Raw genomic sequence first — 16,307 nt, 5'->3', positions numbered from 1 at the left:
ATCGTATTCAGTGAGTTGGCGGCGTAGCCGTGGTCAAATGGAAGCCGACGCTGCGATAGGCCTTGTAACGGTCGCGCGCCAACTGTTTCAGAGTGTCTTCGTAAGGAACGAAGTCTACCACTTCATGGAAAGCGGTAGCAAAATCGGCAAACTGCGGCAGCAGGGCGATCAGCAGATCGCGCGGGGCGTTGCCGCGCTTGCCGGGCCAGCACAGTTCCACCGGCGCGCCGTAGTGCGGCCCTTCGCCGGCCAGGTTGTGCGGCACAAATTCATGCGGCTCGCGCTGCCACAGCGCTTCGTCCAGCCGCTGGGCCTGCTCCTGGCTCTCGCAGGCGATCAGCACCCGCTTGCCGGAACGGAAGCCGCTGGCGGCAACGGCGCAGGCCACGGCCTCATGGGCGCTGAGCGCACCAGACGGTTCCGCGTTGTCGAGCAAATAAAACGTCGCCTGTTTCATTAAGGATCCACCGCTGCCGATAAAAAAACAGGGCACAACATGTAGGTTGCGCCCTTTTTGGGAACGGAGCAGATAACTCTACCCCTTCGCTGCTGAGAGGATTATATACCCAATAGATTTCAAGTTGCAGCTAGGCGGCAAGTTCGTTCATCCCCAGGAGCTGACATCAAGTCAGTGACTGGGGTGAACGAATGCGGCCAACAACGCTGCGGCTTGAAAGATGAAGGGTATTTAATCGTCGCCGTTCAGACCTGCACGGTTCAATAGGAACTGCGACAGCAGCGCCACCGGGCGGCCGGTCGCGCCCTTGGCTTTACCGGAACGCCAGGCGGTGCCGGCGATATCCAGGTGCGCCCAGGTGTACTTGCGGGTGAAGCGCGACAGGAAGCAGGCAGCGGTGATGGCGCCGCCAGGGCGGCCACCGATGTTTGCCATATCGGCGAAGTTGGAGTCCAGCTGCTCGTAGTACTCGTCGGCCATCGGCAGGCGCCAGGCGCGGTCGCCGGCCTGCTCGGAAGCGCCCAGCAGCTCGTGCGCCAGCGGATTGTGGTTCGACATCAGGCCGGTGATGTGGTGGCCCAAGGCGATCACGCAGGCGCCGGTCAGGGTGGCGATGTCGATCACCAGCTCCGGCTCGAAGCGCTCGACGTAGGTCAGGGTGTCGCACAGCACCAGACGGCCTTCGGCGTCGGTGTTGAGCACCTCGACGGTCTGGCCGGACATGGTGGTCAGCACGTCGCCCGGACGGTATGCCCGGCCGCCCGGCATGTTTTCACAGCCGGCCAGCACGCCGATCACGTTCAGCGGCAGGTTCAGCTCCGCCACCACGCGCATCACGCCGTACACGGTCGCCGCGCCGCACATGTCGTATTTCATCTCGTCCATGCCGTCGGCCGGTTTGATCGAGATGCCGCCGGAGTCGAAGGTCAGCCCTTTGCCTACCAGCACGATCGGCTTAGCGTCCGGATTTGGGTTGCCCTTATATTCCATCACCGACATCAATGATTCGTTCTGCGAACCGGCGCCGACCGCCAGATAGGCGTTCATGCCCAGCTCTTTCATCTGCTGTTCGCCGATGACGCGGGTGGTGATGTGGGTGCTGAAGGCGTCCGCCAACTGGCGGGCCTGCGAGGCCAGGTAGCCGGCGTTACAGATGTTCGGCGGCATGTTGCCGAGATCTTTGGCCGCCTTGATGCCGGAAGCCACCGCCAGACCGTGTTGAATCGCGCGCTCGCCGCTGGTGAGCTCACGGCGGGTCGGCACGTTGAACACCATTTTGCGCAGCGGACGGCGCGGCTCCACCTTGTTGCTTTTCAGCTGATCGAAGGTGTAGAGCGTCTCTTTGGCGGTTTCTACCGCCTGACGCACTTTCCAGTAGGTGTTGCGGCCTTTCACGTGCAGCTCGGTCAGGAAGCAGACCGCTTCCATCGAGCCGGTGTCGTTGAGGGTATTGATGGTTTTCTGGATCACCTGCTTGTATTGGCGCTCATCGAGCTCGCGCTCTTTGCCGCAGCCGATCAGCAGGATGCGCTCGGAGAGAATGTTGGGCACATGGTGCAGTAGCAGCGTCTGCCCGACCTTGCCTTCCAGTTCGCCACGGCGCAGCAATGCGCTGATATAACCATCACTGATTTTGTCGAGTTGTTCTGCGATAGGGGACAGGCGGCGCGGTTCGAAAACGCCGACTACAATACAGGCACTGCGCTGTTTTTCCGGGCTACCGCTTTTTACACTGAACTCCATGCACTCTCCTGAATCTTAAAGACAAAGGCGGACGCTACGGCTAGAATAACCGACTCCGTAACGATCTCCTGCCATTTGAGTTAACGGATTATGTTAACCTGAACGGCATAAATTGCTCTGTTTTGGCGACTATAAGCAAGTTCCTATAGGACACCCAAACGGCTTGATGTTGTAATACTATTTTAGCTGTGAAGGTTGCCATATGATGAGAATAAATGGCGGATTAACGATGAAATTATCGATTTTCCTGCAAAAAGACAAGTTTTCACAGGCGTAATAAGCGTGATCATCATAAGATATCTGGTACGGGAAACGCTCAAGAGCCAAATCGCCATCCTGTTCATCCTGCTTCTGATCTTCTTTTGTCAGAATTTGGTCAGGGTGTTGGGCGACGCGGTGGACGGCAATATCCCGACAAACTTAGTACTCTCCCTGCTCGCGTTGGGCGTGCCGAAAATGGCGCAGCTCATCCTGCCTTTGAGCCTGTTTCTCGGCTTGCTGATGACGCTTGGGCGGTTGTATACCGAGAGCGAAATCACCGTTATGCACGCCTGCGGGCTGGGCAAACGCACCCTGATTATCGCCGCCATGATCCTGGCGCTGCTCACCTCTGCGGTCGCGGCGGTGAACGTGTTTTGGGCCGGCCCCTGGGCCTCGCGCTATCAGGACGTGGTGGTGAACGAAGCCAAGGCCAACCCGAGCATCGCCGGGCTGGCGGAAGGGCAGTTCAAACCCTCGCAGGACGGCAACGCGGTGCTGTTTATCGGCAACGTGAAGGGCAGCACCTTCAACGACGTGTTCCTGGCGCAGCTGCGGCCGAACGGCAACCAACGCCCGTCGGTGGTGGTGGCCGAGCACGGCAACATCGTGCAGCAGAAAGACGGCTCACAGGTGGTGACGCTCGACAAGGGCACCCGCTTTGAAGGCACCGCGCTGCTGCGCGACTTCCGCATTACCGACTTCACTGACTACAAGGCGGTGATTGGCCACCGCACCGTGGTGGCGGACAACACGGAATCCGAACAGATGTCGATGCAGACGCTGTGGGAATCCGACGATCCTGACGCGCGCGCCGAGCTGCACTGGCGCCTGACGCTGGTGGTGTCGGTGGCGCTGATGGCGCTGCTGGTGGTGCCGCTCAGCGTGGTAAACCCGCGCCAGGGCCGCGTGCTGAGCATGCTGCCGGCCATCCTGCTGTATCTGATCTTCTTCCTGCTGCAGACCTCGCTGCGCTCCAACGCCGGCAAGGGCAAGCTGGATCCGATGCTGTGGCTGTGGCTGGTTAACGGCGTTTACTTGGCGATCGCGCTGGCGCTGAACCTGTGGGATACCGTGCCGATGCGCAAGCTGCGCGCACGCCTGAGAGGAGCGGCCTGATGTTTGGCGTATTAGACCGGTATATCGGCAAAACGATTTTCAACACCATCATCATGACGCTGTTCATGCTGGTGTCGCTGTCCGGCATCATCAAGTTCGTCGATCAGCTGCGCAAGGTCGGCCAGGGCGAATACACCGCGCTGAGCGCCGGCATGTACACCCTGCTGAGCGTGCCGAAAGACATCGAGATCTTCTTCCCGATGGCGGCGCTGCTTGGCGCGCTGCTCGGCCTGGGCCAGCTGGCGACGCGCAGCGAACTGGTGGTGATGCAGGCTTCCGGCTTCACCCGCCTGCAGATCGCCGGCTCGGTGATGAAAACCGCCATTCCGCTGGTGCTGCTGACCATGGCGATCGGCGAATGGGTGGCGCCGCAGGGCGAGCAGATGGCGCGTAACTACCGCGCCCAGCAGATGTACGGCGGCTCGCTGCTCTCCACCAAGAGCGGGCTGTGGGCGAAGGACGGCAACGACTTCATCTACATCGAGCGCGTCTCCGGCGATAAAGAACTCTCCGGCGTGAACATCTACCACTTCAACGACCAACGTCGCCTGGAGACGGTGCGCTATGCCGCTACCGCCAGCTTCGAGAACGGCCTGTGGCAGCTTTCGCAGGTGGACACCTCGGATCTGACCAACCCGAAACAGGTAACCGGCACCCAGACGCTGACCGGCGAATGGAAAACCAACCTGACCCCGGACAAGCTGGGCGTGGTGGCGCTGGATCCGGATTCGCTCTCCATCAGCGGGCTGCACAACTACGTGAAGTACCTGAAGCAGAGCGGCCAGGAATCCAACCGTTACCAGCTCAACATGTGGAGCAAAATCTTCTCGCCGCTGTCGGTGGCGGTGATGATGCTGATGGCGCTGTCGTTCATCTTCGGCCCGCTGCGCAGCGTGCCGATGGGTATCCGCGTGGTGACCGGCATCAGCTTCGGCTTCCTGTTCTACGTGCTGGATCAGATCTTCGGTCCGCTGAGCATGGTCTACAGCATGCCGCCGGTGCTGGGCGCACTGCTGCCGAGCATGCTGTTCCTGCTGATCAGCGTGTATATGCTGCTCAAACGCAAGTAGCGGGGCGATCGGTAGTGAAGAAAGGCGTGGCCGCGGGGCCGCGCCTTTTTTGTGGGTGCGGCATCCCCCCGCCCGCGGTTTTTGTCGTGCTATAGTCACTTCAGCGGCAATGCAGGGAGAGGGAGGGCAGCCAATGGAAGACGAATATAATCTCAGCAATATCATCGGCAAGCGCCTGGAAGCGGCACTAGGAGAGTTGGGCGATCTTCTGTGGGCGTATGTGGTGTTATCCAAAAAAGACATTGCCTGCATCTTTGGCGTCACCAACTACCCGAGTGAATGGGTAAAAAAGTATCAAGAGCAGGGATTGCAGTACATTGATCCGGTGGTGCTTACCGCCCGCAACCGCCTGACCCCGTTCGCCTGGGACGAGCAAATCATGGCCGACGCGGGGCTGCACTTTCCCGAACTGTTCGAACAGGCCCGCGAGTTTGGCGTAACGCACGGCTATACCTTCGTGCTGCACGATTACAACGACAATCTCGTCACGCTTTCCTTTGCCTTCAACCTTGAGCAGAGAGCAGAAGCCATCCAGGCGCTCACCGATCGTAAAGGCGATATTTCGGTATTGCTGGCCTCAATCCATGAGTCCTATCTGGCGCTGTCCCCACTGTCAGCAAAAAACGCCGCAGCGCTGGAGCGTAACGCCCGCTTTACCGACAGGGAAAACGAGATCCTCTATTGGGCCAGCGTGGGTAAAACCTACCAGGAAACGGCGATGATCCTGGGCATAAAGACCGGCACCATCAAGTTTCATATGTCCAACGTCGTCAAAAAGTTGGGGGTCACGAATGCCCGACATGCCGTGCGCCTGGGGATGGAGCTGCGGCTGATTAAGCCGGTGGAGTGACGGGCTAGCTAGCCCGTGGAATACTGAGGCAACGACTGCGCAGAACTCATCAGCGGGATACGTCTAAAGGGAGAAAATATCGGCTAGAGAACAGCGTCTTTCGATTCAGGAAATGACGGACGTTAATCGGTATTGATTGGGCCGCATGGCGCTTCAAGTGAAGGACGTAATAAAGTGCGGGTCCCGACCTCTGTGCTTTGAAATAATCACCAGCTTGAACTGATAAAGGTCTAGTAAGGGACTGTACTTTAGTCTAACTGGTTTCTCACCCCGTAAGGCGATACACTTTCCCGGTAATTTTTTGATAAAAATACAAAAAAAAACCTGACCGCGTAGGGCCAGGTTGCCAATATTGGCCAACACCAGGGAAAATTTTCTTACCTCATCTTAAAGCTATTAACTCCGCAGAGGCAAGCGATCTCAGCTGCTTTTTAGGCATTAACTAGCCATTTTGTTAGGTCTGTACGCTATTTTATGGTGATTTAAGATAAAAACCATCTAATAGAATTACTCTTTCGCCTTTGAGAGCGCCATTCCGATTTTTTTATTTCCTGCCTGATATTCATCAATGAAAAAATAGTGTTCTCGAAATGTTGCGCAACCTCATTCTTTATTGGCTGACACATGGGTACGCAATTATTTGCAGCATTGCCATTGCGGCTGGGGATTATTTGATTTTTGATAGGGGCTGTGTGAGACAGTGGGGATGGGGGGGGGCGGGTGTGACCTTCAGCTTGACGGGTTTCTGAACCTGTTTCGCTAGCTGGGCGAGTGGTTCTGGCTAGTGGGAGGGAGTGACGTTCGGCACATGAGCCATCATTGTTCTATGAAGCGTGGAACCTGGAATCGGACGGTATCGCTTGAGTGTGGTGACGGAGCTCCCGATGCTCTCTGCAATAGCCTGATGCTCATCATCAACGTGGTTGTGAAGGGTGCACAGCGGAAAGGTGGGTCGGATAAACGCGCGCTGCGGCGGTTTTTTCGACACTTAACTCATTGAACAACGGATAAGTGTTGCGTGCTGGTCGCGGGAAGGTATAATTCACCCGTTTTCCGCATACTACTTCAGTGCCGAAGTGGCGAAATCGGTAGACGCAGTTGATTCAAAATCAACCGTAGAGATACGTGCCGGTTCGAGTCCGGCCTTCGGCACCATTAAGTACCGCGCGAACAAGAAGCCACCGAAAGGTGGTTTTTTTGTGCCTGGAATCCAGTATCTGCAAGGCTTTCCTCGCCTTTTCACTCAACCTAACTCAATTCTGACTCAATCTGCATCAACTTACTGGTGCGGGTACAACTGGAGGCATATCCCGGTTCGATAATGTTTGTACCAACGGGGGACATAAGCAGGCGTTAACAGAGATCAAAGTCTGTATAAGGCCATAGAAATGTCTGAACGTCTTGAAGTTGCAGCCTGGCTTCAACAGCGTGCCACAGCTATTATGCGTTATATAGTGCAGAGCGGACTGGTTGATTATAATCCTGCGCAGAAGAGGATAGGGGCAGTTGCTTCTGGAAATAGACAATGTCGTTCGGCTTTGGAGCTAAAGTACATCCCTGAGTTATTAAAGAAAATAAATGGTTATACTGGTAGACCACTTACCGCTGGGCTGCGTAACTCACTCTACTTATCTTTATTCGTTCCAGTGAGCTGCGTTTGGCTCGCTGGTCAGGGATAGATTTTGAAACGTCAATGTGGATGACCCCTTCTGAACGAGAGCCTATATTTGGCGTGAGACATTCTCACCGGGATCAAAAATTCGTACACCTCATCTGGTGCCGCTTTCATAATGCCTTGAATGTACATATAGTTGCGAGCATCATCGCAAACATGTGCTCATGGATTCTTCAATGCAATGACCTCTGACAAAACCCTAAAGAAAGCGATATCAAATATCACTATCTGGCGCAAAGGCGAACAGCGTGCGCCACATAAGCCTTTATTGCTGCTGCACGTCCTCTCACACTATCGGCAGGATCATGAGCGCCTGTTTAACTATGGCTCTGAAATCTACGAGCCCCTGTTGGATCTCCTGGAACGTTATGGACCGCAGCGTCGTGACCAGCGCCCGGACATGCCGTTCTGGCGTCTGAAGGGCGATGGCTTCTGGGAACTACAAAACGCGGAACTGTGCTCAACCAATGGTAGCCGCCAGCCTCCCCGACGTGAACTCATCGAATATAATGTCGCGGGTGGATTTGATGCCGATAATTTTGCGTTGGTGGCAAAAAACCATAGGTTAATTGATACACTGGCGCAGCAGCTTCTGGAGGCGCATTTCCCGGCGAGTATTCAGGAAGACATCGCTGACGAAATGGGTTTTGATATTCGCACCTCTCTCCGTCAACGCGACCCGAAGTTCCGCCAGATGGTGCTACGTGCTTACAATTATCAGTGCACTATCTGCGGCTTTAACATGCGCCACGATAATGCGCCGATTGCTCTGGAAGCTGCCCATATCAGATGGAAGCAGCACCATGGGCCTTGTGAAGTACCTAATGGCCTGGCATTGTGCGCAATCCATCATAAAGCGTTTGATCGTGGTTCGATTGGTTTGGATGAAAATATGCGTGTGATGGTTTCCGGCGCGGTAAATGGTGGTGGGGTGGTACAGCGGCTGTTCTGGGATTTTGCGGGAAAGGCGATTGCGTTGCCACCGGTTAAAGAAAATTATCCGGGCGAGCAGTTTGTGGAATGGCACAGGAAAGAGGTGTTCAGAGGAGAGTATTGATCTGGGGTAGGGGTGTTATTTTGGCTGTGGCATACAAACCATTCAGCCTTGATGACTAAATGGTTTGTCAGCGATAATTACGATGCTTCACGTTCTGCAAGTTCGGAGTTGCTGGCATAAGGGACTTTTCCAGAAGGTACAACCTTTGCCGCCGCGATCAAATGCACATCCTGATCGTCAAAGAAAATGTGTGGTTTAAACGCCTTCAGAACTTTTGTTTTCTCTACACCGCCAAGAAAAAAAGCTTCATCGACATACACCCCCCAGCTTCTCAGTGTTTTAATGACGCGCATTTCCGAAGGGCTGTTTCTGGCTGTCACCAGTGCAATACGGACAGGTGAATACTCAACCCTTGTCGGTAGTCGCTCCTGAAGCTTGGCTATTTTTTTTAGCAAAGTTGCATAGGGCCCTTCAGCCATCGGGATATCTTGCTGCGCATCCTCCAAGGCGTGAAAAGCGGCCATCCCTTGAGTTTTATAAACTAACTCACTTTCATCAGAGAAAAGCACGGCATCACCATCAAACGCGATACGTACCTGCCCTTCCGGGATATCGGAGGCGTCGGAGGGAGGATCTTTGAGGATTGCAGCGGCGCAGAATCGAGAATCAATAACCTTTTGCGCGTCCTCGACGTTGGTCGTTAAAAACAAATCGACATCAAAGGCATCAAGATAATCGGCAACGGTTTCGCCTGCTGTAAAAGCAGAGCGAGTGATATCGAGTTTGTCATGACGAATTGTATTCAGAACGCGGATACCTGTATCAGGGCTGTTACGCGACATCACAACAACCTCAACCAGCGGCGATTTATCATCCGGCTGGCGGTACCGGTTCAGACCCAGAAGCGCTTTGACTAAGGGATAACCTGTTCCGGGCTGTAAAGGCTGGTTTTCGTGTTCCAGCATGTAGGCTCGATACTTTTCAATAGCACTGTCAGGATCGGTTGCATACGTTTCGCGAAACATGCGGTCGGATTCGCTCATGTCGAAAAGCGCAGTTGCGCTGATGCCAATAACTAAAGTGTTACTTAAATCTAAAGGCATGGTTACTTTCCTGACGTGAAATCACAAGGTTGTAGAAGCAAAGCATCATAACGCAAAGAAAGTATTTCAGCCATTAGAAGAGTTCCACATCAATAAATTATAGCCACTGGGGTTATTTTTACTGATCAACAATATCAAGAATAGATTTACATTTTTCTTTTACATCTAACTTCATGCTTTGGAATTCTTTTTTACCACTTGCTAATTCACCTTCCAACTTATTAATATTGCTTTCATGCTTGGAAATAATATTATGAAGGCAAAATATATTATCTAGCAATAACATTTCTTTATTTGCAATATCAAGAAGATATACTTCATCCGCTGCCACATAAGATATTTTAACGATGCTATAGCTTTCTTTTTTTATACCTATCGCGATTCTTCGCTCATCTGGAAATATCGTTAGAATAGCAAGATGGATTTCTTTTAATGATAAATATTTTCTGTACTCCTGACGCCTACGCTCGTAGTAAGAATCATTTCCATAGTACAAATAGCTAATAAAAATATCACCACTATAACTTTCTGATATATGTGGTTGGTAAGGATTTCCTGCATGAAGCTTAAATGAGTACACACTAATCTCATAGCCATCCTCGACTTTTTCGATTAAAGAATATTCATCAAAACATGTTTCTGTTTTATCTGAGATATATGTACCCATTTGCCCCTCTATGTGTTTAATAATCTCTTGTAATGAATGAGTTATTCTATAAACCATCACTCATTAAATATGAAAAAATCGCCAGTCAAAGCATCGAAGAGTTTTTCAGATTCAGACATTTTATCATATTGTTTTTTCAAAATAGATGCACGGAAATCAACCAATTTGGCAAAAGCAAGTTGTTTATCCAATGGAGGTACAGGTATCCTGAGTGCAGATAAGGTACCTTGGCTAATATTCTGAATATTTGCTCCCTGGCCCCCGCTTAACATTTGCCGTTTCATTGAAGGTGTACGGAAGAGAAAGTTAAGATACTCTGCCGTTATTGCAGATTTTTCTATTCTGTATCGAATGCAAAATCCACTAAATGTGACTTTCTCTTTATTTGGATAAATAGTAAGACATCTTCCGACCAAGGCTTTATTACCATTAGAGCGGACAAAGACGATATCACCATCTTTCAAAAGATAATCATCTGAAGGAAGAGTATTTAATTCAATTTCATCGATATTGTCCATACAGGTAATAGTTGCTAGTGATTTGAAATTGCCAACTCCCAGGCACTTCAGTACCGAGCCTGACTCACCTTTCGTAAAATTCATTCCATTTTTAAATGAACCATATTCTAACAAAGAAGCCACATCCCATTTCTTCGGATTTGCAACAGGATCACCAAACATCTCCAAAAACGTGGCACGCAAAAAATCATCAGCGAGTTTGACAGCTTGCTCACGTTTTTGGCGTATATCATTGGCTTTATCAAGAATAGCTGCAATTCGTTTTTGTTCTAATAACGGAGGGAGAGGAATCTCTACTTTAGTTAAACCCTGGCCAGTAATTTGTGGTTGTGCTGAGCCAGAAATCACATCGTCAAATCCCCGTTTTAGAAAAAAATAGTACAAATACTTGATGTCAACCTTACTTCGGTCTATATCGTCCAATGCCATGGCATTCCCATTAATATATGCCATGGGCTCAGAAATGTGCACATTACCGCAAGTAGCTCCACGGCAAGTAATCATCAACGTTGGGAATTCATGCGTGAATTTAGAATAAAACCCTATTTTCCCATTTGCACCATAAACTGGGTAACCAGATGCAATTAAACTACTGGCAGCTATAGTTTTCCACTGTTTTGGTCTACAAATATCATGAAGTTTCACCATCGGCCAACTCATAGCATCCCCTCCAGCTCATCTAAATCCGCGAGAATTTCTTTCTCCAAGTCCTTCAGCCGCTTCAGTATCACCTTTGGATCTTCATACTCTTCAGCCTGATACACCACTTCTTTATAACGATTAATAGAGAGGTCGTATTTCTGCGCGGCAATGTCCTCTTTCGGCACTATAAACGCCGCCTGAGTACGATCTTTAAAATCAACGCCAGCATCAATCCCTTCCGGTTGCTGCTGTTTCAGCAGCGAGGCTAACTTCTCACCCATAAAGTTATCAACCGGTAGCCCGCGCAAAGTACGGTAATGCTTCCAGCTTGCCAGTAGATGCGGCAGATCGTTGTCTTTTATCGGGATGCGCTTGTCATCCAGGCTGTAGCCGTCATTTTTTAGATCGTAAAACCAGACCTCATCCGTCTGGCCGCCTTTGGTAAAGATCAGGATCGCCGTCGCCACACCAGCGTAAGGTTTAAATACGCCGGAAGGCAGATTGATCACCGCTTCTAACTGGTTATCTTCTACCAGCGTTTTACGCAGTGATTGGTGCGCCTTACTGGAGCCAAACAGCACGCCCTGCGGCACGATAGTGGCGCTGCGTCCGCCTACTTTCAGCATTTGCAGAATTCGCGCCAGGAACAGCAGCTCAGTTTTCTTGGTTTTCACCATCGCCGACAGCGTGGCGTCGATATCTTCCTCATCTAGTGAACCGGTAAAGGGTGGGTTCGCCAATATCAGGTTGAAAGCATTTTTGCTGGCCTGTGGGAAGTTGGTGCTGAAACTCTGGCTCATGGTGTCCTGATAGTGGATATCCGGCTCTTCCACGCCGTGCATAATCAGGTTCATAGCGGCGATACGCAGCATAGTAGTATCAAAGTCGTAGCCGTGGAACATGTTGTTATCCACATGGTCACGCCACGGCGTCAGCAGATCACCAGTAAAGATTTTTTGCTCTTCCAGCTCACCGCGTTCGTTGCTGCCAATCTCGGTATGAATGGACTCCAGCGAGCTGTATTTTTCCAACAGGTACTCATAGCTGGTCGCCAGAAAACCACCAGTGCCACAGGCCGGATCGCAAATCGTCTCACCACGTGCTGGATTCGGCTCCATCATTTCAACCATTGTGCGGATAATGTGGCGCGGCGTACGGAACTGACCGTTGATCCCGGCGGTGGTTAGCTTGCTTAATAGGTATTCGTAGAGATCGCCTTTGGTGTCGCCACGATCCAGCGGCAGGTTTTTGATCACCTCCACGGCTTTGGTCAGCAGTGACGGTTTAACAATCTCCAGGCGAGCATCTTTCATAAAGTTGCCCAGCAGCGTCACTTTCGTATCTTCAGCTTGCCCAAGCTGACGGAAATGCTGGAATACGCCGTCGCGCACTACTTCCATCATTTCGTCTGAGCCAAGGTTGCTGTAGTGGCTGAAGCGGAACTCCTGCTGCTCAGGCGCAAAGCGTGGTTTAAAATCAACGCCCGCGATTTGTTTACGCTTCTCGTCGCGTTGTTCCTGGGTATCCAGCATCCGGGAGTACATCAGGTAGGTGATCTGTTCGATAACGGTCAGCGGGTTAGTTATGCCGCCTACCCAGAAATCTTCCCACAGGCCGTCGATTTTACTTTTTAAGTCACCGGTGATCATTGTTAACGTCTATACCTTGTTATAAATACAAAAGCCCCGCTGCCGGGGCTTGTCATGTGCGTATTATACCGTCGCTGCGTCGGTCACAACACCCAGCTCTTCGACTATCTTTTGCAGCCGGGCGATCTGCTCTAGATCCGGGAACACGCCAGTAACGCCTTCGTTGTGGATATGCGTAAACGGCTGTTCAAAGAGCTGTCGCATTTCAATGGTGCCGTAATCGCGAATGTGGTTTTTCAGCAATGACAGGAAGCGCAGTTGTTGGCTGGTCAAACTGTTGTCAGCGGCGAACTGGGCAAAGCGCACTTCCACCGCGTCGCTGTCCATCCCGATGATGGTACGCAACAGTTTATCCAGGCTGGCGGTTGCCTGCGGATAGAACTCTTTCAACGCACGAATATCAACGTTGGGGTTCTGGATCAGCACCAGCTTTGCCAGCTCATCCAGCTCGCTTTGCGTCACCGGCTCGCCGTTGCGGATTTTCTTCAGCACCGGGTTTTGCTGGAACAGCGGCTCCAGCGCTCCTTGAACCTGCTGACGATAGAGTTTGAAATCAATTGAGCGGATGTTGGTTTTGCGGGTCTCCGTCTGGATCAGGTTCGCATCTTCGGTAATATCCACCTGTATCGAACCAAATTGCGGCGTCGCATCTTTTTCCATCAGGTGCATAATGCCGCGCAAATGAATGCGGATATCCTCCAGCTCTTCCAGGCTAGCTTGCTTCCACCAGCCTAAATCACGAAGCTGATTAATTCGCTCCCCTTGCTGCTGAACCTGTGCCAGATGTGGCGGCAGGCGCTCCACTTTCTCCACGATGACCGGCCAGAGCACATCCAGTTCTTCCGGGTTGGTATAGCGTGCAGTTTGCGCCGCCAGAATATCCATATCAAAGCGCATGGCATCACTTTGCCCGCGCACGTCCAGCCACTGCATCAGTGGGGCCAGGACAGATAGCAGATCCTGCTGTGTCTTCGGGGAAAGCTGGCGCAGCACTTTTTCATCGCTGTACTGCGCTTTTTGCTGCCACTTCTCCTGCACGGCAATCGACTTTTCATCCAGTGCGTTGATCTGCTCACGAAGCTGGTGAGCGACTAAATCCACCGCCTGTTTATCGAACTTACGCTGCGCTGCGGCCCCTAGAGTGATCCATGCCTCGAAACGTTTTTGCGCCAGCGATTTTGTTGCTGTGACTTCGGCCTCTTCGGTATGCAGCTCGTGATACTCAAAATTGCCCCAGTGATCGAAGATACGGAATTTTTGTTTATCCAGCGGTTTGCCGTTGTCATCATAGCCGTACAACCCTGAACAAAGACGCGTACCACGGCCAATCATCTGCCAGAACTTCACTTTCGATTTGACTGGTTTGGCAAAGACCAGATTCACAATCTCCGGGACATCAATACCGGTATCGAGCATGTCAACAGAGATAGCAATGGTCAGCTCTTTGTTGGTGCTTTCATCCAGCCCTTTAAAATCGTCAATCAGTTGCTCGGCACGAGGATCGTAGTTGTCGATAACCTGGCAGAAGCGTCCAGCAAACTGCGGGTACATATCGTCGAACAATTCATTCAACAGCAGCGCGTGTTTGTGGTTACGGGCGAAAATGATGGTTTTACCGGGCAACTGGCCGTCCTGATCTTTCAGGCCATTTTCCATCAGGTTACGCAGAATATAGCGGTTGGTGTCTTTGTTATAAATTGCTTCATCAAGCGCCTTGCCGTCAAATTCCAGCGTATTGGGATCGATACCCTGTTCTTCCAGCTCGCGGATTTGAGCGTCACTTAATCTCTCCCGTTTTATGCCTTCGCGCAGGAATTCTGTGGTATGCGTGACAACCTCATAGGGAACCAGATTGTTATCGGCGATGGCATCTTCCAGGCTGTAGTTGGCGGTAGGGATACGTCCTTCACAACCAAACAGGCCGAAAGTAGTTTTACTCACCATGTCGATCGGCGTGGCCGTCAGGCCAATCTGGAGGGCATCAAAATACTTAAACAGATCGCCGTAGACGTTGTAGATAGAGCGGTGGGATTCATCGGCGATGATCAGATCGAAATAACCGACATCGAAATGGTCCATGATTTTCATCATGCCCGGATAGGTAGCGATGTAGATTCTGGCATTCTGTCTGTCTGCTTTCTTTGATTTCCCGACCACATACAGCGGCTCATTGGTGAACTGATTGAAGGCATTCGCCGCCTGTTTACGCAGCTCTTTACGGTCGCAAAGAAACAGGACGCGTTTTACCCAGCGAGCATCAATCATCAGTTTACTTAGTGCAATTGCCACGCGGGTTTTGCCTGTACCAGTGGCCTGTACAATTAACGATTGTCGGTACTTGTTGGTAAACCGTTCGCTGACGCGGGCAATAGTTTCAAGCTGATACAAACGTCCGGCAACGGCCTTACCTTCGTTGTCTTTGACATGCGGCACACTGTTCAGCGGCAGACGGGTTTCACGCTGCTGAATAAGATATTGCAGGCTTTCCTTACAATAGAAGCCAAATACCCGGCGCGGAGGATAGCCATGAGTTTTATGATCGTCCCATAGCCAGACATCGTAGCCGTTGGTGTAGAAAATGACCGGACGCTGACCGTATTCTTTTTCCAGCCAGTCTGCATACAGTCGGGCCTGAATTCGTCCTTGTTCGGCATTGACGCTGGTTTTTTTTGCTTCCACCACTGCCAGCGGTTTATGCGCCTCATCCCACAAGACATAATCCGCATAACCGTCGCCGGTTGCAGTAGGTTGTTCTTTAACCGGGTGTTCCTGCGTAACCTGATCGGTATTCTTAAGTTCTTCACCTACATTCCAGTCAGCAGCAAGCAGACGAGAATCAATCAGGCGGCGGCGGGTTTCCGCTTCATCAATAGAGAGGATATCGGCAACATGCTGGTTACGCGCCCTGGCTTCATTCAGGCGCTGAGTGAGGTGTTCGGCCTTTTCCTGCTCCTGTTGTAATGCGCGTTGTAATGCCAATTCGCGCTCACGGCTTTCATCTTGAGCCCTGATTGCATCTTCCAGACGTTTTTCATCTGCACGACCTGAAGATTGCGTTAACGGAGGGAGAGAAAATTTGGGGCAGTTATCAACATTACCGTGGGCGTAACGAACATATAGCCAGACACCTAATAAATACGCTTCCTTAAGCAGCCAGTAGGTATCTTTGGCCTTGATACGTCCACCGTGCGCGGCGCGGTTGCCGTGTATACGTAGCGCATCCATTTTCATGATGATGGCTTCCGGCATCATGCTGGTAAAGACATCGGCGTTCATTAAATCATACAGATTTGCTTTGATGCCTTCAGGCAGCCGTTCCTGACGATATAACCAACGCACCATCAATTCGGTGTAGTTGCGCAGCTTCACCAGACTGCTTTCCGGGTCGGTGTGAACGTAACGTTCTGCCATACACGCGAGTTCCGCCAGTTCCGGCCACTGGCTGCGCAACATTTCAAAATTGAGAGACTGCTCCATCAATCATCGCCTTATATCGTGGATACAACAGCATTTCTGGAAAGGATATCACATTACTTTTGGCAGCAAAGCGAGAGGGAGT

General features: G+C 51.5%; 11 protein-coding genes, 1 tRNA gene and 1 pseudogene. 6 read left to right on the top strand and 7 right to left on the bottom strand.

What is annotated here, in order from left to right; translation table 11 throughout:
• Positions 1–7: 7 nt before the first annotated feature.
• Together FHU12_RS19230 and pepA are read right to left on the bottom strand one after the other, a co-directional pair.
• The gene (locus tag FHU12_RS19230; RefSeq protein ID WP_025305119.1) at positions 8–457 is read right to left on the bottom strand and encodes a DNA polymerase III subunit chi; all 450 of its coding nucleotides are present in this window, start codon (positions 455–457) and stop codon (positions 8–10) included.
• A 231-nt stretch (positions 458–688) separates the two neighbouring features.
• Positions 689–2,200, bottom strand: a complete 1,512-nt coding sequence (pepA, locus tag FHU12_RS19225; RefSeq protein WP_033636874.1) for a leucyl aminopeptidase — start codon at positions 2,198–2,200, stop codon at positions 689–691.
• A gap of 282 nt (positions 2,201–2,482) precedes the next feature.
• On the opposite strand from pepA, the gene lptF reads away from it, so the two are divergent.
• From lptF to FHU12_RS19195, 6 genes and pseudogenes are all read left to right on the top strand, one after another.
• Positions 2,483–3,577 (top strand): LPS export ABC transporter permease LptF, encoded by a 1,095-nt coding sequence (gene lptF, locus FHU12_RS19220; protein ID WP_141971221.1) that lies wholly within the window; start codon positions 2,483–2,485, stop codon positions 3,575–3,577.
• On the top strand, positions 3,577–4,647 hold the full coding sequence (gene lptG / locus FHU12_RS19215; protein ID WP_019453290.1) for an LPS export ABC transporter permease LptG: 1,071 nt from the start codon (positions 3,577–3,579) through the stop codon (positions 4,645–4,647). Before lptF ends, lptG begins: the two co-directional genes overlap by 1 nt.
• A gap of 133 nt (positions 4,648–4,780) precedes the next feature.
• Positions 4,781–5,497, top strand: a complete 717-nt coding sequence (locus FHU12_RS19210; RefSeq protein WP_141971219.1) for a LuxR family transcriptional regulator — start codon at positions 4,781–4,783, stop codon at positions 5,495–5,497.
• Positions 5,498–6,567: 1,070 nt separating this feature from the next.
• Positions 6,568–6,652, top strand: a tRNA-Leu gene (locus tag FHU12_RS19205).
• 221 nt (positions 6,653–6,873) lie between these two features.
• Positions 6,874–7,285, top strand: a pseudogene (locus FHU12_RS27300) (tyrosine-type recombinase/integrase); the annotation flags it as partial.
• Positions 7,286–7,353: 68 nt separating this feature from the next.
• Positions 7,354–8,229, top strand: coding sequence for a phosphorothioated DNA-binding restriction endonuclease (locus FHU12_RS19195; protein ID WP_141971217.1), 876 nt, complete (start codon positions 7,354–7,356; stop codon positions 8,227–8,229).
• Between the two features lie 77 nt (positions 8,230–8,306).
• Here the strand turns inward: FHU12_RS19195 and FHU12_RS19190 are convergent, their stop codons facing one another.
• The 5 genes from FHU12_RS19190 to FHU12_RS19170 all read right to left on the bottom strand — a co-directional run bounded on the left by FHU12_RS19190 (position 8,307) and on the right by FHU12_RS19170 (position 16,225).
• Positions 8,307–9,272 (bottom strand): 5'-nucleotidase, encoded by a 966-nt coding sequence (locus tag FHU12_RS19190; protein WP_141971215.1) that lies wholly within the window; start codon positions 9,270–9,272, stop codon positions 8,307–8,309.
• Positions 9,273–9,390: 118 nt separating this feature from the next.
• Entirely contained in the window at positions 9,391–9,939 is a 549-nt protein-coding gene (locus FHU12_RS19185; RefSeq protein WP_141971213.1) for a hypothetical protein, read from the bottom strand.
• Positions 9,940–9,995: 56 nt separating this feature from the next.
• A complete protein-coding gene (locus tag FHU12_RS19180) occupies positions 9,996–11,117 on the bottom strand; it encodes a restriction endonuclease subunit S (RefSeq protein ID WP_141971211.1) in 1,122 nt (373 codons plus the stop codon).
• Positions 11,114–12,748, bottom strand: a complete 1,635-nt coding sequence (locus FHU12_RS19175; RefSeq protein ID WP_141971209.1) for a type I restriction-modification system subunit M — start codon at positions 12,746–12,748, stop codon at positions 11,114–11,116. The genes FHU12_RS19180 and FHU12_RS19175 overlap by 4 nt, the downstream gene beginning before the upstream one ends.
• 63 nt (positions 12,749–12,811) lie before the next feature.
• Positions 12,812–16,225 (bottom strand): DEAD/DEAH box helicase family protein, encoded by a 3,414-nt coding sequence (locus tag FHU12_RS19170; RefSeq protein WP_141971207.1) that lies wholly within the window; start codon positions 16,223–16,225, stop codon positions 12,812–12,814.
• Positions 16,226–16,307 lie beyond the last annotated feature (82 nt).

The sequence above is a fragment of the Serratia marcescens genome, from assembly GCF_006715005.1.
In the GTDB taxonomy this organism is placed as follows: Bacteria; Pseudomonadota; Gammaproteobacteria; order Enterobacterales; family Enterobacteriaceae; genus Serratia; species Serratia montpellierensis.
Note: the sequence above shows the minus strand (reverse complement) of the source record. Positions and strands in the feature narration are given on the sequence as shown.